Below are 16,989 nucleotides of genomic sequence, written 5' to 3'. Positions count from 1 at the left end.
TCGTGGCTGGTCGCGCAGTTCCCCGCGCCCCTTACGGGGCGTTGTGGTTGGTCGCGCTCGCGCGGCGGAGCCGCATGTTGGTACGGTCCCGCGCCCCTTACGGGGCGTTGTGGCTGGTCGTGCTCGCGCGGCGGAGCCGCATGTTGGTACGGTCCCGCGCCCCTTACCGGGCTTACGTCGGGTCTTCGGTTGTTCCTGCGATGTGGCCGAAGGTCATGTCCGGGTCCTCGGGGGCCGTTACATCCAGGCCGTAGTGGTGGTAGAGCTGCAGTTCCTGTTCGGGGGAGAGGTGGCGGCCCACGCCGAAGTCGGGGGCGTCCTTGATCAGGGAGCGTTCGAAGGGGACGTGCAGGGCGCCGTCGACCAGTTCGCTCGGCTCCAGGGGGACGAAGGCGTCGCGGCTGAACAGGCCGGTTCGTATCGCCGCCCACTCCGGAACGCCCGTGGCGTCGTCGAGGTAGACCTCGTCGATGGTGCCGATCTTCGTTCCGTTGCGGTCGAGCGCCTTGCGGCCGATCAGGTTGCGCGGATCGATGTCGGTCTGCACGGGCCCTCCAGCTGGTCGCAACTCGTCTGTAAGCACTACGAAAGAGCACATTGGGGCGGGCGGCCACTCGAGGGTGACGGCCATGTCGCCGCTGGTAGGCTGGCGAGTGGCTGCTGACCCCGTGCGGGAGAGTCCCCCGACTGTCGTCGGAGGGCGCCGAAGGAGCAAATCCTCCCCGGAATCTCTCAGGCCCCTGTACCGCACGGACGAGGTCACTCTGGAAAGCAGGGCGGGGTGCGCAGTGCCCGCTCTCACCGACGGTGAAAGCCGGTGTGCCCCGTGATCGGGCGGGCGGCCGGTGAAGCTCTCAGGTTGAGATGACAGAGGGGGAGGCCGTCCGGGCACCAGCGCCGTGGTGCCCCTCGCAGGTCGCAATGACCAGGAGGCCTCCGCCATGACCGCCAACCGAATTCCGCTCTCGCAGTTGGAGCAGGGAATCCCCTTCGAGCAGCGCCACATCGGTCCCGACGACGCCGCGCAGGCCAAGATGCTCGCGCAGGTCGGCTACGGCTCGCTCGACGAGCTGACGGCGGCCGCGGTGCCGGATGTGATCAAGAGCGCCGACGCCCTGGAGCTGCCGAGCGCGCGCACCGAGGCCGAGGTGCTGGCCGAGCTCAGGTCCCTCGCCGATCGCAACCAGGTGCTGGGTTCGATGATCGGGCTCGGCTACTACGGGACGTTCACGCCGCCCGTCATCCTGCGCAACGTCATGGAGAACCCGTCCTGGTACACGGCGTACACGCCGTACCAGCCGGAGATCTCGCAGGGCCGCCTGGAGGCGCTGCTCAACTTCCAGACCATGGTCGCCGAGCTGACCGGTCTGCCCACCTCCGGCGCCTCGTTGCTCGACGAGGGCACGGCCGCCGCCGAGGCCATGGCGCTGTCGCGGCGCATCGGCAAGGTCAAGAACGGGGTGTACGTCGTCGACGCCGACGCGCTGCCGCAGACCACCGCCGTCATCCAGACCCGGGCCGAGCCGACCGGCGTCGAGATCGTCGTCGTCGACCTGAGCGACGGGATCCCCGCCGAGGTCGCCGAGCGCGGTGTCGTGGGCGTACTCGTGCAGTACCCGGGGGCCTCGGGCGCCGTGCGGGACATCAAGCCCGTCATCGACCAGGCGCACGAGCTGGGCGCCATCGTCACCGTTGCCGCTGATCTTCTCGCTCTCACGCTGCTGACCTCGCCCGGCGAGCTGGGCGCCGACATCGCCATCGGTACGACGCAGCGGTTCGGCGTCCCCATGGGCTTCGGTGGTCCGCACGCCGGTTACATGGCGGTCCGGGAGAAGTTCGCGCGGTCGCTGCCGGGCCGGCTCGTGGGTGTCTCGGTCGACGCCGACGGGAACAAGGCGTACCGGCTCGCTCTTCAGACGCGTGAGCAGCACATCCGTCGTGAGAAGGCGACCAGCAACATCTGTACCGCGCAGGTGCTGCTCGCTGTGATGGCGGGGATGTACGCCGTTTATCACGGGCCCGACGGACTCAAGTCCATCGCCCGGCGCACCCACAGGTACGCCACCCTGCTGGCCGCCGGTCTGACGGCGGGCGGAGTCGAGGTCGTGCACCAGGCGTACTTCGACACCGTGACCGTGCGGGTGCCGGGCCGCGCCGCCGCCGTGGTGAGCGCCGCGCGGGAGAGCGGGGTGAATCTGCGGCTCGTCGACGCCGACCATGTCTCGGCCGCGTGCGACGAGACCACCACCCGGGCCCAGCTGGGCATCGTGTGGGAGGCCTTCGGTGTCGGGGGCGCCGACATCCAGGTGCTGGACGCCTCGACCGAGGACGCGCTGCCGGGCGCGCTGCAGCGCGGCGACGACTACCTCACCCACCCCGTCTTCCACCAGTACCGGTCCGAGACCGCGATGCTGCGCTACCTGCGCCGGCTCGCCGACCGTGACTACGCGCTGGACCGCGGCATGATCCCGCTGGGCTCCTGCACGATGAAGCTCAACGCGACGACGGAGATGGAGCCGGTCACCTGGCCCGAGTTCGGCCAGCTGCACCCCTTCGCGCCGGCCGAGCAGGCGCAGGGCTACCTCACGCTCATCCGTGAGCTGGAGGAGCGGCTCGCCGAGGTCACCGGGTACGACAAGGTGTCGCTCCAGCCGAACGCCGGATCGCAGGGCGAACTCGCCGGGCTGCTCGCCGTCCGCGGCTACCACCGGGCCAACGGGGACGAGCAGCGGACCGTCTGCCTCATTCCGTCCTCCGCCCACGGGACCAATGCCGCGAGTGCCGTCATGGCCGGCATGAAGGTCGTCGTCGTCAGGACCGCCGACGACGGCGAGATCGACGTCGAGGACCTGCGCGCCAAGATCGAGCAGTACGCGGACCAGCTCGCCGTGCTCATGATCACGTACCCGTCGACGCACGGGGTGTTCGAGGAGCACGTCGCGGACATCTGCGCCGCCGTGCACGACGCCGGCGGTCAGGTCTACGTCGACGGCGCCAACCTCAACGCCCTGGTGGGGCTCGCCAAGCCGGGGCACTTCGGCGGCGACGTCTCGCACCTCAACCTGCACAAGACGTTCTGCATCCCGCACGGTGGCGGTGGTCCGGGCGTCGGTCCCGTCGGGGTGCGCGAGCACCTGGCGCCGTACCTGCCGAACCACCCGTTGCAGCCGAGCGCCGGTCCCGAGACGGGGGTCGGGCCGATCTCCGCCGCGCCGTGGGGCTCCGCCGGGATCCTGCCGATCTCGTGGGCGTACGTCCGGCTCATGGGTGGCGAGGGGTTGAAGCGGGCCACGCAGGTGGCCGTGCTGTCGGCCAACTACATCGCCAAGCGGCTCGAGCCGCACTTCCCGGTGCTGTACACCGGGCCCGGCGGGCTGGTCGCGCACGAGTGCATCATCGATCTGCGGCCGCTCAGCAAGGCCACCGGGGTCAGCGTCGACGACATCGCCAAGCGGCTCATCGACTACGGGTTCCACGCGCCGACCATGTCGTTCCCCGTCGCCGGGACGCTGATGATCGAGCCGACCGAGAGCGAGGACCTCATCGAGCTCGACCGGTTCTGCGACGCGATGATCGCGATCCGGGGGGAGATCGAGCGGGTCGCCTCCGGCGAGTGGCCGGCCGACGACAATCCTCTGCGGAATGCTCCGCATACGGCCGGGATGCTTGGTGGGGAGTGGGCGCACGCGTACAGCAGGGAAGAAGGGGTCTTCCCTGCTGGGGTGGTCGCTGCCGACAAGTACTGGCCCCCGGTGCGGCGTATCGACCAGGCGTTCGGTGATCGGAACCTGGTGTGCTCGTGCCCGCCCATGGACGCCTACGAGGCGTAAAGGGTGGGGTGGCTGCGCGGCCACCGGTTCGTCGTGGCTGGTCGCGCAGTTCCCCGCGCCCCTTACGGGGCGCCTTGGCTGGGCGCGCTCGCGCGGCGGAGCCGCATATGGGTACAGCCCCGCGCCCCTTGCGGGGCGCGCCCCTAGCCGGGCGCTAGGCCGCCGTTACCACCGGGCCCAGGGGACGGTGGGGGGCGATGATCTTGCCGTTGGGCAGCAGTTCGCCGGTGTCCTCGAAGAGCAGGACTCCGTTGCACAGGAGGCTCCAGCCCTGCTCCGGGTGGTGGGCCACTGGAAGGGCGGCCTCCCGGTCCGCGGAGTCTGCTGTCGGGCACGGCGGCTGGTGCTGGCACATGGATGGGATCTTTCGCTGCGTAGTGATGTCGATGACGGTCGCGTCGTTGTCCGTGCTGCGGCTTGAAGGCTTGTTCATGGCCGCCCCCCGTTGTCAGTCGGTCGGAACCCAGTGTTGCCCTGTGGGCGTCAATCCGCAGGGATTTCGTAGCAGCGGTCCTCACAGGTTGGAGACGCGTCACCCGTGCGGACGGTTCAGCTCAACAGCACTGTCCCTTCGGGTGGTTCGGGGTGGCCGGATGGGGCTAGTCCGGTCGGGGTGAGCGGGTGCGGAGGGTGCGGACAGGGCTGTGCCCCGCGACCGGACGGCGGACGGCGCGGGGCACAGGTCTTCGAGCGGGTCGAGCGGGTGGTGTCCGGTCGCGTCAGGCGAGCAGGGTCGTGGCCCGCGCCGGCGTCAGACGCAGGGTGAGGACCGGCAGCAACTCGGCCACGCTGTGCGGCCGGTGGGCCGCGATGCCGGGCGGGGCCGGCGCGAGCGGGACCAGGATGTCGTCGGCCGCCGGATGGCCCGTCGCGGGGTCGGCATCGCGGTCCCCGTGCAGCCACAGCGTGAGCATGTACAGCTCGGGTACCGAGAGCAGTCGGGGCTGGTAGTGCTTGGGCAGGGCCTCCGCCTGGCGCAGCGCGCGTTCGGTGGAGGTGATGTACGGGCCTTCGAAGAAGTGCGAGAAGGCCCAGCCGTCGGGGGTGAGCATGGTGTCGGCGGCGGCCACCGCCCGCTCCCCGCAGCGGATCAGGAAACGCCAGCCGGTGAGACGGGCGCGCGAGGGGCCCGTGGTCTCGGTGATGTGGTCCAGGACGTGGACGGGAAGCGGTAGTTCGGGGCTCGCGGGCCCTTGGGCGGCACGCAGTGACGGGGTGCGGGCCTCACGGACGGCAGTGGGGGAACCGAGGGCCGTGAGGACGGTGCGCAGGGCGGGCGCGGGGGCCGGAGGGACATGCAGCGGCATGGTGGGTCGCCTCTCATTCGACAGGCACGTGGTGCGAGGGCGGTGCGGGAGAGCGGACGGCGCTGTCTGCTGCTGGGGGCACGTGAGTACACAGAAGGTGCGTGGCGGGCCAGAGAGGGCGGGGGCATAGGCCACGGGCGCCCACACTCTGTCTCGTTCGCGGAGTTTATACGACGTATGTTCACGCGATGTTTCGGCTACCAGACCTCAGGGCGCCGGCAAGTCCTTAATCAGCCGGAGTTCCCGCGATATTTTGCGGGCATTTCTCGCCGTTTCCGTGAGGGCCCCGACCGTGACCTCGGTGTCCTTCGGTCAAGCGGTCGGCCGGTTCTCGTCGGCGTTTTTCACCAGATCCCTGCCCCGTGAATCTGCGTGCGGCCGCATGCCTAAGGAATGTGCCTCGGGGTAACTGCGTGGAGCGTACTGCCCCGCGGGCCCGAGCGGGGCGTTATCGATCACATTGCCTGGGCATCATCCACCGTGACATGCGGCCGGGTGGGCGGGCTGCCCATGCGAGGAGGGGACGCTTCCATGGGGGAGAAGGTCGTTGCGGGTGCGGTCGTTCCGGGGGACCGGCGGCGCTACCGGGACAAGCACAGGGAGTGTCTCGAGGGGCTCCAGAGGTTGCTGGACGAGAAGAGGTTCGACCGGCCGAAGAATCTCATGGGCCTGGAGATCGAATTGAATCTCGCAGGCCCCGACGGTATGCCGAGAATGATGAATGCCGAGGTTCTGGAGAGGATCGCGAGCCGCGATTTCCAGACGGAACTCGCCATGTTCAATCTCGAAGTCAATATTGCGCCGCACCGGCTCGGCGGGAGAGTGCTCGACCAGCTGGCGGAGGAGCTGCGGACCGGTCTCGGCTATGCGCACCGAAAAGCCAATGAGGTCGCCGCAGGGATCGTGATGATCGGTATTCTGCCGACGCTGAGCGCGGAGGATCTGGTCTCCGCGAATCTGTCGGACGTCGACCGCTACACCCTGCTCAACGAGCAGATCGTGGCCGCGCGGGGCGAGGAGTTCTCCCTCGACATCGACGGCGTGGAGCGGCTGACCTGCACCTCCGCGTCGATCGCCCCGGAGGCGGCGTGCACCTCGGTGCAGCTGCATCTCCAGGTCACACCGGGGCGATTCGCCGATGTGTGGAACGCGGCGCAGGCGGTCGCCGCCGTACAGATTGCACTCGGTGCCAATGCGCCGTTCCTGTTCGGGCGCGAGCTGTGGCGGGAGTCGCGGCCGCCACTCTTCCAGCAGTCGACGGACACCCGGCCGCCGGAACTCGTCGCGCAAGGAGTAAGGCCGCGGACCTGGTTCGGGGAGCGGTGGATCGAATCCGCGTACGACCTCTTCGAGGAGAATCTGCGATTCTTCCCGCCGCTGCTGCCCCTGATCGACGACGAACAGCCGCTGGAGGTCATCGACAAGGGCGGCACACCGAGCCTCGCCGAACTCGTGCTGCACAACGGCACCGTGTACCGGTGGAACCGGCCGGTGTACGGGGTGGCCGACGGGGTGCCGCACCTGCGGGTGGAGAACCGGGTGCTGCCGGCCGGGCCCACCGTCACCGACGTCATCGCCAACGCCGCCTTCTACTACGGCGTCGTACGGGCCCTCGCCGAGGACGCGCGGCCCGTGTGGTCGCGGCTCTCCTTCGCCGCGGCGTCCCGGAACTTCGACGCCGCCTGCCGGTACGGGATCGAGGCGCGTCTGGAGTGGCCGCGCCGGGGCCGGTTCGGCGGCACGGAGAAGGTGGCCGCCGTGACGCTCGTACGCGACGAACTGCTGCCGCTCGCGGCCGCCGGGCTGGACGCGTGGGGGGTCGAACCCGCCGACCGGGACTTCTATCTGGGGGTCATCGAGCAGCGGTGCGTCCGGCGGACGAACGGGGCGCAGTGGCAGGCCGCGACGTACCACCGGGCGCTGGAGAGCGGACTCGCCCGGGACGCGGCGCTCGCGGCGACCACCCGCCGGTACGCCGAGCTGATGCACGTCGGCGAACCGGTCCACACCTGGCCCGTCGGACTGCCGGAGCCCGCCGTGCCGCTGCGCTGATCAGTTGGTCCGCGCGCCCGCTTCCATGATGGCCTTGAGGATGACCTGCTGGATGTCGGCGGGGTCGCTGACCTGATGGCCCGAGCCGCCGGTGGCCTCGGCGATCTGCTGGATCTCGTCCTTGTCGGTGTTCGGGCCGACGGCTATCGCGATGAGCGGCACCGGCTGCTCGATGTCGGTCAGCGACTGCAGCTGCTGGACCAGATTGCTGCGGGAGATCGAGCCCGGGTCCTCGTTCACGCCGTCGGTCACCACGACCACGGCGTTGAACTTGCCTTTCTTGTACGTCGCCTTGGCGTCCTTGTAGGCGGCGAGTGTCGTGTCGTACAGGCCCGTCGCACCGTCCGCCACCGGCTGGAGGGAGGCGAACGCGGCGGAGAGGCGCTCGCGCTGGGTGCTGGAGCCGCTGCGGTCGCCGAGACGCGCGGTCGGGACGAGCTTCTTGTAGTCGCGATCGCCGTCGAGCTTGGTCGCGAACTCCCACAGGCCGATGTCGTCCTCGTCGGTGAAGGAGGTGGACAGGGCCGCCAGCATCGAGGCCTTCGTCACCTCCATCCGGGACTGGGCACGGCCCGGCGCCGGGTTCGCCATCGAGCCGGAGGCGTCCACGACCACGAGGACGCGGGCGCTCTGCACCGTGATCGTCCACATGCCGAGGGTCTGTTCGAGCTGCTCGTCCGTCGCCGGTTCCGAGGCGGCCTCGGTGTAGGGCTGCGGTGCGCGGCCGCCGGCGCCCTCGGCGACCGACTTCACGACGGAGTCGTCCTCGTTGCGGAATCCGTACTTGCTCAGGATCCGGTGGCCGTCGGTGGTGTTGAGCAGCGTCATGAAGCGGACGGCGGCGCGGCTCTCCTCGGTGCTCAGGGAGGACTCGTCGACCAGGGTGAAGGGGTAGTTGAGCTCGGGCGAGCCGTCTTTGGGATAGAAGAGGTCGAGGGCGCTGGAGTCGCCCACCTCGGCGTTGTGTGCGAAGGCGGCCTGTTCGGAGAGGACCAGCGCCTCGTTGCGCTTGGGGTTGCCCCGTTCGGTGCCGGAGTCGTCACGGGCGACCGTGTCCATCAGCTGCCCGTCGCTGTCGGACGTGCGCTGGGAGAGGATCTTCGCCATGGCGGCGGCCTGGGTGCCGTCGTCGCCCGACTTCGCCGAGGCCGCGGCGAGTTTGGTCAGCGTGAGCAGCCCCGTGGCGCTGCGGGCCGGATCGGCGGCGCCCAGGCGGAGCTTGTTGTCCTGCAGCGCGGCGCCCGCCAGCTCCGTCCAGCTGTACGTCTTCTTGGGGAACCCGAAGGACTTGGCGGCCGACGGGACCATGCCCACACCGATCGGCGATGTGGCGACATTGCCCGTCGCCGACACGCTCGTGGCCTTGTCGTTCTGCTCGACCCGCTTGATCCACAGCTCCGCGTCCGGGACCCAGACCTGGAAGTCCTCCTCGCCCTTGCCGCTGCGCAGGGCGTCGGCGACCTTGTACGAGTCGCGGGCGGAGACGGCCACATCGAGGCAGGCGCCGTCCGAGGTGAGCTCCTGCTCCCTGGCGTGGGTGGCGGCGGCGCGCAGCGCGGGAGCGATGTCGGGGGAGGCGGCCACGCTCAGATGGACCGTTTTTCCGCAGGAGCCGCCGAGGTGGATCAGATCACTGCGCAGCGCCACGGTCGTGCCTGCCGCGACCACGAGGACCAGAGCCGTGGCGATGGCCACCGTGCGGCCGCGTCTTCGCGGCCGGTGGTCGGCCGTGGCCGTCCCGTACTCGTCGGGCATGCTGCTGTGACGTCCCATGACGTTGGAGCCCCTCCCTGAGCCGTAAAGGCAGTTGCGATATAAGCGGTGAAGCAAGGAAGGGGAGCGGTTCGCCGGACTGCGGCGCCCCGTCCCCTCGGCCTGTCGCGCGCGATCTTCGTACCTGCATTCGAGACCCTAGCGGGGCGACGTGAGGGATGAGGCGGGAATACACAACTAAGGCAGGTGTGCAGGTGGAACCAGGGGCTGTGGCCGAATCCTTTCCCGGCGAGCGGCTTTCACGGCGATTTCTCCGGGACGAGACGCTGCTCGTTCTGGGGCTTTCGCTCGGTGCGAGTGGCGTGTCCGCGCTGATCAGCTTTGTCGGTTCGGTCACCAAACCGGGTGGTCTGAAGGACCAGGCGGCGACCCTCAACGCGTCGGCTGCGCCCGGGCGTCCGTGGCTTGATCTGGCGTGGCAGCTGTTCGGCATCGCCAGTGCGCTGGTGCCCGTCGCGCTCGTCGCCCACCTCCTGCTGCGGGAGGGCCGGAGCCTGCGCACGATCGGCTTCGACCGGACGCGGCCGTGGTTCGACTCGGCGCGCGGCGCCGCGATCGCGGCCGTGATCGGCAGCTGCGGGATCGCCTTCTATCTGGCGGCCCGGGGGCTCGGGTTCAACCTCACCGTGGTGCCCGAGGCGCTGCCCGACGTGTGGTGGAAGTACCCGGTGCTGATCCTCTCGGCGGCGCAGAACGCCGTCCTGGAGGAGGTCATCGTCGTCGGCTATCTGCTGCGCAGGCTGGGGCAGTTGGGGTGGACGCCCGGCACGGCGCTCGTCGCGTCGTCCGTCCTGCGCGGCTCGTACCACCTGTACCAGGGCATCGGCGGGTTCTTCGGGAACCTCGCGATGGGCGTCGTCTTCGCCTTCCTGTACCGGCGGTGGGGGCGGGTCGGGCCCCTGGTCGTGGCCCACACCCTGCTGGACGTCGGCGCGTTCGTCGGATACGCGCTGCTCGCGGGGAAGGTGGACTGGTTGCCGACCGCCTGATCACCCCGCGCGCTCCCGGTGGCCCGGCGGTCATGGACGACCTCGCCCCCTCTACGGGCGGCTGTTGAGTTCACCCTCGATCATGGTCACCGCGGATCCGGTGAGCAGCGTGCGCTCGCCCCGCAGGGCGACCCCGACCAGGCCGGTGCGGGCCGAGGCCTGGAGGCCCGTCAGGTCGGTGCGGCCGAGGCGCTCGGCCCAGAACGGGGCGAGCGCCGTGTGCGCGCTGCCGGTCACCGGGTCCTCGTCGACGCCGACGTTCGGGAAGAAGCAGCGGGACACGAAGTCGTAGCCCCGTGCCGGGTCGTCGGCGGGAGCGGTGGCGATGATGCCGCGCGCGGAGTGCGCGCCGAGCGCCTTGAGATCCGGGGCGAGGGCCAGGACCGTGCTCTCGTCGGCGAGTTCGACCAGCAGGTCGCCGACCGAGGGGCCGGTGTCGCGCACGCCGAGGGGCCGGGCGCCGAGCGCCTCGGCGAGGCCGGCGGGCACCGGCTCCTCGGTGAGGGGCGCGGTCGGGAAGTCCAGGGTGAGTGAGCCGTCCTCGTTCGGCGTGGCCACGAGGACCCCGCTGAGGGTGGCGAACCGGACCCGGCCCTTCGTGGTCCCCGTGGAGTGCAGTACGTGCGCGGTCGCGAGGGTGGCGTGGCCGCACATGGCGACCTCGGTGGCGGGCGTGAACCAGCGCAGGGCCCAGTCCGCGTCGCCGCCCTCGGGGAGCGGGTACGCGAAGGCCGTCTCGGCGTGGTTGACCTCCTTCGCGACGTTCTGCAGCCACTCGTCGTCGGGGAAGGCGTCGAGGAGCAGGACCCCGGCCGGGTTGCCGGTGAAGGGGCGGGAGCTGAAGGCGTCCACGATTCGAATCCGCATGTCAGGGACGTTAGACGAACTCCCAGGGCGCCTGCCGAGACGAGTGTTGCCAAACGAACTGTTCCGATATATCGTTGAGGCATCGCGATCGGTCAATGATCGCGTTCAACGAAACCCACGATCGGTTTGTGAAAGGACTGATTCTCATGCGTACCCACGGACACGACCACGGACATGGACATTACGGACCCGGCCGCCACGAAGGCCGTCCCGGTTTCGAGGGCGGCCCCGGCTTCGAGGGCCGGCGGGCGTTCGGACCCTTCGGGCCAGGCTTCGGCCCCGGCCCCGGCGGCCCCTGGGGCGGTCGCGGCGGTCGCGGTGGCGGCCCGCGCGGCAGGGCCCGGCGCGGCGATGTGCGCGCCTCGATCCTGGCGCTGCTCAAGGACCGCTCGATGCACGGCTACGAGATGATCCAGGAGATCGCCGAGCGCAGCGGCGGCGCGTGGAAGCCGAGCCCCGGCTCCGTCTACCCCACGCTCCAGCTGCTGGAGGACGAGGGCCTGATCGCCAGTGCCAGTGAGGGCGGCAAGAAGCTGTTCTCGCTCACCGACGCGGGCCGCACCGCCGCCGAGGAGGGCCCCGAGGCTCCCTGGGAAGAGGCGGGGCGCGGCGTCGACTGGGAGGCCATGAACGAGATCCGGCAGGCCGGCTTCGGTCTGATGGAGGCGTTCGGCCAGGTCTGGAAGACCGGCAGCAAGGGGCAGCGGGAGAAGGCTCTCGCGGTCATCAACGACGCGCGCAAGAAGCTGTACCTGATCCTCGCCGACGAGGACTGAGCCCCGTGCGGGCCCAGGCCGATGCCGGGGGCAGACAGACGAAGAGGCGTCCCGTACGAGATGTGCGGGGCGCCTCTTCATGTGCGTACGCAGTCATGCGGGCAGGGAGTCATCCGCGTACGGGATCGGGCGGCGGTCGTGTCACGTCACCAGGCCGGACAGCTTGCGCAGTGATTCGTTGAGCGCCGCCGTCGCCGAGTCCTTCAGCTTGCCCGCCATCAGGGAGACGGCCGCGCCCGTGAACTCGCCGTCGACGCGGACCGTCGTCGCGTCGCCGTCCGCGGTCAGGGTGTAGCGCGTGCCGACGTTCACGCCCATCGGGCCCTTGCCCCTGATCGCCAGCGTGCGGGTGTCCGCCAGGTCCTCGACGGTCCAGGTGACCTCGGCCGGGAAGCCCATCAGCTTCATGTTCTCCTCGAACCGGCCGCCCAGTTCGAGCGAGGTCGGGGGCCCCTTCGGAAAGCTGGTGTGGGTGGCGTTCCACTCTCCGTACACGGAGAAGTCGGTGAGCTTGGCCCAGACCTTCTCGGCCGGTGCCTCGATGCGTGCTTCCGCGCTGACTTCGGCCATGCGGCCACCCCTTACGAGTAGTGAGCCATGATGCGTCGTCGCGGAACGTAGCCGGGCGGCCTCGAACATTCAATACTGATGAACCGTCAGAAATATGGGGCCCGTGCACTCAGCTCAGGAGCTGGATCTCCGCCGCGTCGAAGAGGTCGTACGCGCGCGGGTGCGGGCCCTCGTCGTGGCAGTGCCAGGCGTCCCAGAACAGGTCGGCGGGCAGCGCGTCGTCCGGGGCGTACACCCGGTACACGTAGAGCCTGCCGTCGGTCGCGGGCAGCGCCACGAGCCAGCACCTGCTCTCCATGACTGTGACGGACGAGGGGCGCGGGGGTTGCGGTTGCGTTCGGGGCGCTGCGAGAAAGGCGTCGCGCCCCTCCGGGAAAACCCCGCGATGTCATCCGCAAGGAGGAGACGTCGCTCGTCCGTGCCCACCTTGCGTCGGACGCGAAGATGCTCCCCTCCGGGGATGTTCCTGTGTATCGGGGCTGATGAGGTGGGGTACGTGCAAAGCTCTCTCCCGTCCGGCGCCGATGCCTGCGGCCACCTTCCGCCCGATCCCGAAGACACCCCGCTCAGCGACGAGCTGGCTCTCGTCGTCGCGGGGGCCCGGCGGCGCGCTGTCCGCGACGGGGACCGGCAGGTCGACTCCGCGCATCTGCTGCACTCCCTGCTGGAGGCCGACCCGGACGTGCGCGCCGCCTTCGCCGACGGCGGGCAGGTCGCCCGGCTGCTCGGCTATCTCGTGCAGCGCAGCATCGGCTACGGGCTCCAGTGGCAGGGGACGGTGGAGGACTCCGGAGCCGTGCCCGTGGTGCGCGGCGGCGCCCCCGGCTGGTCGCCCGTGGCGGCCGGCGCGATGGAGGCCGGCACCCGGCGGGCCGTGGAGCGCGGTGACGAGCGGGCGCGCGGTGTCGACGTCCTGGCCGCGCTCGCGACGGACGGGGAATCGCGGGCCGTGGAGGTGCTCGGCCGGGCCGGTGTGGACGTCGACGGACTGCGCCGGAGGCTGAATCGGCGGGGATGGACGGGTATGGACCGGTCCTGACGTCCGCGCCGTGAGACAGGGGTCATCAGGGGTGACGGTCATGACCGGCCCTGTCATGATGTGCCGATGCACGGGTCACAGGGATCTCAGGGGTCCGCGGGGGCGCAGGAGAGCCGGGGGACGGCCGGGCGGGGTTTCGGGCTCGGGCTCGCCCTGGTCTCCGCGCTCGCCTTCGGCGGTTCGGGAGTCGCGGCCAAGCCGCTGATCGAGGCGGGGCTCGACTCGCTGCACGTGGTGTGGCTGCGGGTCGCCGGAGCCGCGCTCGTGATGCTGCCGATCGCGTGGCGGCGCCGCTCGCTGGTACGCGAACGGCCGCTGCTGCTCGCCGGGTTCGGGCTGCTCGCCGTCGCCGGAGTCCAGGCCTGCTACTTCGCGGCGCTCTCCCGCATCCCGGTCGGCGTCGCCCTGCTCATCGAGTATCTGGCGCCCGCGCTCGTCCTCGGCTGGGTGCGGTTCGTGCAGCGCAAGCCCGTGACGCGGGCCGCCGCGCTGGGCGTGGTCCTCGCCGTCGGTGGGCTGGCCTGCGTCGTCGAGGTGTGGGCGGGGCTCAGCTTCGACGTGCTCGGGCTGCTGCTCGCGCTCGGCGCCGCCTGCTGTCAGGTCGGCTACTTCGTCCTGTCCGACCAGGGCAGCGACGCCGACGAGCACGGCCGGTCCGTGCCCGATCCGCTCGGCGTGATCGCCTACGGGCTGCTCGTCGGGGCCGCGCTGCTCACGGTCGTCGCCCGGCCCTGGGGCATGGACTGGTCGGTCCTCGCGGGCAGCGCCGACATGAACGGCACCGCCGTGCCTGCCTGGCTGCTGCTCTGCTGGATCGTGCTGCTGGCCACCGTCGTCGCGTACGTCACCGGGGTGGTCTCCGTGCGACGGCTCTCGCCGCAGGTGGCCGGAGTGGTGGCGTGTCTGGAGGCGGTCATCGCGACCGTGCTCGCCTGGATCATGCTCGGGGAGCATCTGTCGGCGCCGCAGCTGTTCGGCGGTGCCGTGGTACTCGTCGGGGCGTTCATCGCGCAGTCGTCGAAGACGGCCGCGCCGCCCGCGGCCGTCGAGCCCGAAACCGTGTTGTCCTCGCCGAAGAGTCCTGTCTAGGGTGTCGATCATGCATACGCACTGGCTCGTTCTCCCGCCGCCGGCCCGCTAGGGCCTGTCCGGCCGCGGGGCGTGTGGCGTCCTGGAGCCGGATCCGGTCCGTGCGGCGATCCCGCCGATGTCCGGCCGCCACCGTCCCACGGTGACGGCCCGCGTCGTGGTGTCCGATCGCCGTGCGGCCCGCGGGCGGGTGTCGGTTCCCTGGTGGGTGCGTGTGCGCGCGTGATCCCGGCCGGGGCGGCTCGCCGGGCCCCTGTGCGGGTGGCTGATCTTCTTCTCAGGTGTTTCTGAGGGCACGGCCGCCCGCCGTCGACGGTCCGTGTCCGCCGGCCCCGTGACGTTCCCGGGGCCCGCATCCGTGGAGAACCACGTGTCGAACGCTGTACCGGCCGGCTCTGCCGTGCCCGCTGTTTCCGTGCTGCCCGCGTCCGGCCGACTGCCGGTCGCCCGCGGCCTGATGTATCTGATCGTCGCCGGTGTCGCCTGGGGCACCGCCGGTGCCGCCGCCTCGCTGGTGTTCCGGGTGAGCGACCTGGGAGCCGGCGCGCTGTCGTGGTGGCGGTGCGCCGGAGGATTCCTGCTGCTGCTCGTGGCACGGCTGCTGCGCGGCCCCGCGCCGCGCGCCGCCGTGCGGGAGCCGAGGGGGCGGGCGGCCGTCCGGCTCGGGGTGCTCGGGCTCTCCCTCGCCGTCTTCCAGACCGCCTACTTCGTCGCCGTGGAGGCGACCGGACTCGCGGTCGCCACCGTCGTCACGCTCGGCGCCGGGCCCGTCCTGATCTCGGTGGGGGCACGGGTCACGATGGGGGAGCGGCTCGGCGGGGGCGGGCTGCTCGCCGTCACCGGTGCGCTCGGCGGGCTCGCCGTGCTCGTCCTGGGCGGCGGCGGCGCGACGGTACGGCCCGCAGGGGTGCTGTGGGCGCTGGTGTCGGCGGCCGGGTACGCCGTGATGACGCTGCTCACCCGCTGGTTCGGGCGTGACGGGAAGAGCGGCGACGGGCTCGGGACGACGGTGGGGACCTTCGCCGTCGCCACGGTGGTGCTGCTGCCGTTCGGAGCCGCTGACGGGTTCGTCCCGCACACGGACCACGTCTTCACCGTGGTCGCCCTGCTGGCGTACACGGCGTCGGTGCCCACCGCGCTCGCCTACGGCCTGTACTTCGCGGGCGCGGCCGTCGTGCGCTCCGCCACCGTCTCCGTGATCATGCTGCTCGAACCGGTGGGCGCCGCCGTCATCGCGGTGACCCTGCTGGGCGAGGAACTGACCCCGGCCACGGTGACGGGCACGGTGCTGATGCTGGTCGCGGTGGCGGGCCTCGCCGTCACGGAGGCCCGCTCGGCCCGCTGAGGCTACGCCTCCTGACGCCGTCGCCGCTGTGCCGCGAGCGCGGCGGCGTCACGGGGCTCACCACGCCCGGCGAGCCCCCGGGCGATCCGGTCCTGGACCTCCTCCGGCTTGTGACCCGCGTACTTGAACTTGGCGCGTACGTCGGTGATCTCGAGCCTGAGCCCCCGGATGCCGGAGAGCAGCCGCCCGTACGGTGCCTCGCCGACGGCCGCCGCGGCCGACATGCCCGGCGGCTGGAAGTGGCCCACCTGGCGGTTGAGGAGCGCGGCCTTCTCCTCCGGGTCGTCCACGACATGCGCGGTGCAGCGCAGTTGGACGGCGGTGTAGACACTGGTCGGCGTGCCGTGCTCGGGCGGGGCGCCGGGCAGCGCCTGCCACGGGCCCTGCACGAACGCGTAGTCGTCGACGACGCTCAGCACGACCTCGGGGTTGGCGTCCAGAGCGGGCCACATCGGGTTCGGGCGGGCCAGGTGGGCGAGGACCTCACCGTGGGCGCCGCGATCGGCCTCGTACGCGAAGTGCATCGGCTGGACGAACGGGGGCTCGCCCGGCAGTCCGTTGACCGCGAGCTGCCCGAAGTCGTGGGCGGCGAGCCACTGCTGCCACTCGGTGTCGCTGCGCGCCGCGTCCCAGGGGTGGATCAGCATCACAGCTCCCGGAGGTAGTCCGGGACGTCGATGCCGGCGGCGAGGTCGGCCGAGGGGACCAGGGGGCCGTAACCCTTCTGGAGCGGGACCACGCCCGACCAGTGCGGCAGGTCCATGTCCTCCGGCTCGTCGTTCGGGCCGCCGGTGCGCGCCTTCGCCGAGACCTCCGCCAGGTCGAGGCTGAGCACGGCGGTCGCCGCGAGTTCCTTGGCGTTGGCCGGACGGGAGTCGGCGGCCCGGCCCGGCACGACGTGGTCGACGATGGCGTCGAGCGCCAGCCGCTTCTCCTCCGCGTCGGTGACCTGCTGCGCCGTCCCGTGGATGACCACCGAGCGGTAGTTGATGGAGTGGTGGAAGGCCGAGCGGGCCAGGACCAGCCCGTCGACGTGCGTCACCGTCAGGCAGACCGCGAGCCCCGGGTCCTGCTGTCCGGCCATCCGCAGCGGACGCGAACCGGTCGAGCCGTGGACGTAGAGACGGTCGCCGACCCGGCCGTAGAGGGTGGGCAGCACCACCGGGGCGCCGTCGCGCACGAAGCCGAGATGGCACATGTACGCCTCGTCGAGTATCGCGTGCACGACGGCGCGGTCGTAGGAGGCGCGTTCCTTGGACCGGGTGGGGACGGTGCGGTCCGTGGGGGTGTAGGCGTCGGGCTGGGACGACGACTGCTGCTCGGCGGACACGCTCATGTTGCGAACTCCATTG

At 71.0% G+C, this 16,989-nt stretch carries 16 protein-coding genes and 1 riboswitch; of the genes, 7 read left to right on the top strand and 9 right to left on the bottom strand.

The window, feature by feature from the left end; genetic code table 11:
* Window positions 1-172 precede the first annotated feature (172 nt).
* The gene (locus tag ACFVDP_RS14395) at window positions 173-547 is read right to left on the bottom strand and encodes a PRC-barrel domain-containing protein (protein WP_383488500.1); all 375 of its coding nucleotides are present in this window, start codon (window positions 545-547) and stop codon (window positions 173-175) included.
* Window positions 548-661: 114 nt separating this feature from the next.
* Window positions 662-758: riboswitch (glycine riboswitch) on the top strand.
* Window positions 759-941: 183 nt separating this feature from the next.
* On the opposite strand from ACFVDP_RS14395, the gene gcvP reads away from it, so the two are divergent.
* Window positions 942-3,830 (top strand): aminomethyl-transferring glycine dehydrogenase, encoded by a 2,889-nt coding sequence (gene gcvP / locus ACFVDP_RS14390; protein ID WP_383488497.1) that lies wholly within the window; start codon window positions 942-944, stop codon window positions 3,828-3,830.
* Window positions 3,831-3,984: 154 nt separating this feature from the next.
* Here gcvP and ACFVDP_RS14385 read toward each other — a convergent pair whose 3' ends face one another.
* Both ACFVDP_RS14385 and ACFVDP_RS14380 read right to left on the bottom strand, forming a co-directional pair.
* The gene (locus ACFVDP_RS14385; RefSeq protein ID WP_383488590.1) at window positions 3,985-4,185 is read right to left on the bottom strand and encodes a DUF5999 family protein; all 201 of its coding nucleotides are present in this window, start codon (window positions 4,183-4,185) and stop codon (window positions 3,985-3,987) included.
* Between the two features lie 364 nt (window positions 4,186-4,549).
* Complete coding sequence (locus ACFVDP_RS14380; protein WP_383488494.1) at window positions 4,550-5,137, bottom strand: hypothetical protein; 588 nt, start codon at window positions 5,135-5,137, stop codon at window positions 4,550-4,552.
* Window positions 5,138-5,668: 531 nt separating this feature from the next.
* Here ACFVDP_RS14380 and ACFVDP_RS14375 point away from each other — a divergent pair.
* The gene (locus tag ACFVDP_RS14375; RefSeq protein WP_383488491.1) at window positions 5,669-7,189 is read left to right on the top strand and encodes a glutamate--cysteine ligase; all 1,521 of its coding nucleotides are present in this window, start codon (window positions 5,669-5,671) and stop codon (window positions 7,187-7,189) included.
* On the opposite strand, the gene ACFVDP_RS14370 is transcribed toward ACFVDP_RS14375, so the two are convergent.
* Window positions 7,190-8,962, bottom strand: a complete 1,773-nt coding sequence (locus tag ACFVDP_RS14370) for a substrate-binding and VWA domain-containing protein (protein ID WP_383488488.1) — start codon at window positions 8,960-8,962, stop codon at window positions 7,190-7,192. It abuts the gene before it with no gap.
* Window positions 8,963-9,150: 188 nt separating this feature from the next.
* Here ACFVDP_RS14370 and ACFVDP_RS14365 point away from each other — a divergent pair, with 188 nt between their 5' ends.
* Complete coding sequence (locus tag ACFVDP_RS14365; RefSeq protein WP_383488485.1) at window positions 9,151-9,951, top strand: CPBP family intramembrane glutamic endopeptidase; 801 nt, start codon at window positions 9,151-9,153, stop codon at window positions 9,949-9,951.
* Between the two features lie 51 nt (window positions 9,952-10,002).
* Here ACFVDP_RS14365 and ACFVDP_RS14360 read toward each other — a convergent pair whose 3' ends face one another.
* Complete coding sequence (locus tag ACFVDP_RS14360) at window positions 10,003-10,818, bottom strand: PhzF family phenazine biosynthesis protein (RefSeq protein WP_383488482.1); 816 nt, start codon at window positions 10,816-10,818, stop codon at window positions 10,003-10,005.
* Between the two features lie 146 nt (window positions 10,819-10,964).
* Here ACFVDP_RS14360 and ACFVDP_RS14355 point away from each other — a divergent pair, with 146 nt between their 5' ends.
* A complete protein-coding gene (locus ACFVDP_RS14355; RefSeq protein ID WP_353941225.1) occupies window positions 10,965-11,594 on the top strand; it encodes a PadR family transcriptional regulator in 630 nt (209 codons plus the stop codon).
* A gap of 141 nt (window positions 11,595-11,735) precedes the next feature.
* Here the strand turns inward: ACFVDP_RS14355 and ACFVDP_RS14350 are convergent, their stop codons facing one another.
* Window positions 11,736-12,164, bottom strand: coding sequence for an SRPBCC family protein (locus ACFVDP_RS14350; protein ID WP_383488478.1), 429 nt, complete (start codon window positions 12,162-12,164; stop codon window positions 11,736-11,738).
* 109 nt (window positions 12,165-12,273) lie between these two features.
* Window positions 12,274-12,462, bottom strand: a complete 189-nt coding sequence (locus tag ACFVDP_RS14345; RefSeq protein ID WP_146614723.1) for a hypothetical protein — start codon at window positions 12,460-12,462, stop codon at window positions 12,274-12,276.
* A 198-nt stretch (window positions 12,463-12,660) separates the two neighbouring features.
* On the opposite strand from ACFVDP_RS14345, the gene ACFVDP_RS14340 reads away from it, so the two are divergent.
* The 3 genes from ACFVDP_RS14340 (at window position 12,661) to ACFVDP_RS14330 (ending at window position 15,637) form a co-directional block, all read left to right on the top strand.
* On the top strand, window positions 12,661-13,203 hold the full coding sequence (locus ACFVDP_RS14340) for a Clp protease N-terminal domain-containing protein (protein ID WP_383488475.1): 543 nt from the start codon (window positions 12,661-12,663) through the stop codon (window positions 13,201-13,203).
* Window positions 13,204-13,269: 66 nt separating this feature from the next.
* Complete coding sequence (locus ACFVDP_RS14335; RefSeq protein WP_383488472.1) at window positions 13,270-14,292, top strand: DMT family transporter; 1,023 nt, start codon at window positions 13,270-13,272, stop codon at window positions 14,290-14,292.
* A gap of 457 nt (window positions 14,293-14,749) precedes the next feature.
* Window positions 14,750-15,637 carry a DMT family transporter gene (locus ACFVDP_RS14330; protein ID WP_383488587.1) on the top strand — a complete coding sequence of 296 codons (888 nt, stop codon included), beginning with the start codon at window positions 14,750-14,752 and terminating at the stop codon, window positions 15,635-15,637.
* Window positions 15,638-15,639: 2 nt separating this feature from the next.
* Here ACFVDP_RS14330 and ACFVDP_RS14325 read toward each other — a convergent pair whose 3' ends face one another.
* A complete protein-coding gene (locus ACFVDP_RS14325) occupies window positions 15,640-16,284 on the bottom strand; it encodes an FMN-binding negative transcriptional regulator (protein WP_383488469.1) in 645 nt (214 codons plus the stop codon).
* Entirely contained in the window at window positions 16,284-16,973 is a 690-nt protein-coding gene (locus tag ACFVDP_RS14320) for a pyridoxamine 5'-phosphate oxidase family protein (protein WP_383488467.1), read from the bottom strand. Before ACFVDP_RS14320 ends, ACFVDP_RS14325 begins: the two co-directional genes overlap by 1 nt.
* Window positions 16,974-16,989 lie beyond the last annotated feature (16 nt).

Origin of the sequence: Streptomyces sp. NPDC057694 (assembly GCF_042799415.1) — a bacterium.
Classification (GTDB): Bacteria; Actinomycetota; Actinomycetes; order Streptomycetales; family Streptomycetaceae; genus Streptomyces.
This window is presented reverse-complemented; position numbering and strand designations above follow the sequence as displayed.

Bases quoted from the DNA above. Each gene is read 5' to 3' on its own strand.
- gcvP (WP_383488497.1), top strand. From the start codon at position 942: ATGACCGCCAACCGAATTCCGCTCTCGCAGTTGGAGCAGGGAATCCCC.
- ACFVDP_RS14385 (WP_383488590.1), bottom strand. From the start codon at position 4,185: ATGTGCCAGCACCAGCCGCCGTGCCCGACAGCAGACTCCGCGGACCGG.
- ACFVDP_RS14380 (WP_383488494.1), bottom strand. From the start codon at position 5,137: ATGCCGCTGCATGTCCCTCCGGCCCCCGCGCCCGCCCTGCGCACCGTC.
- ACFVDP_RS14375 (WP_383488491.1), top strand. From the start codon at position 5,669: ATGGGGGAGAAGGTCGTTGCGGGTGCGGTCGTTCCGGGGGACCGGCGG.
- ACFVDP_RS14370 (WP_383488488.1), bottom strand. From the start codon at position 8,962: ATGGGACGTCACAGCAGCATGCCCGACGAGTACGGGACGGCCACGGCC.
- ACFVDP_RS14360 (WP_383488482.1), bottom strand. From the start codon at position 10,818: ATGCGGATTCGAATCGTGGACGCCTTCAGCTCCCGCCCCTTCACCGGC.
- ACFVDP_RS14355 (WP_353941225.1), top strand. From the start codon at position 10,965: ATGCGTACCCACGGACACGACCACGGACATGGACATTACGGACCCGGC.
- ACFVDP_RS14350 (WP_383488478.1), bottom strand. From the start codon at position 12,164: ATGGCCGAAGTCAGCGCGGAAGCACGCATCGAGGCACCGGCCGAGAAG.
- ACFVDP_RS14345 (WP_146614723.1), bottom strand. From the start codon at position 12,462: ATGGAGAGCAGGTGCTGGCTCGTGGCGCTGCCCGCGACCGACGGCAGG.
- ACFVDP_RS14335 (WP_383488472.1), top strand. From the start codon at position 13,270: ATGCACGGGTCACAGGGATCTCAGGGGTCCGCGGGGGCGCAGGAGAGC.
- ACFVDP_RS14330 (WP_383488587.1), top strand. From the start codon at position 14,750: ATGTATCTGATCGTCGCCGGTGTCGCCTGGGGCACCGCCGGTGCCGCC.
- ACFVDP_RS14325 (WP_383488469.1), bottom strand. From the start codon at position 16,284: ATGCTGATCCACCCCTGGGACGCGGCGCGCAGCGACACCGAGTGGCAG.
- ACFVDP_RS14320 (WP_383488467.1), bottom strand. From the start codon at position 16,973: ATGAGCGTGTCCGCCGAGCAGCAGTCGTCGTCCCAGCCCGACGCCTAC.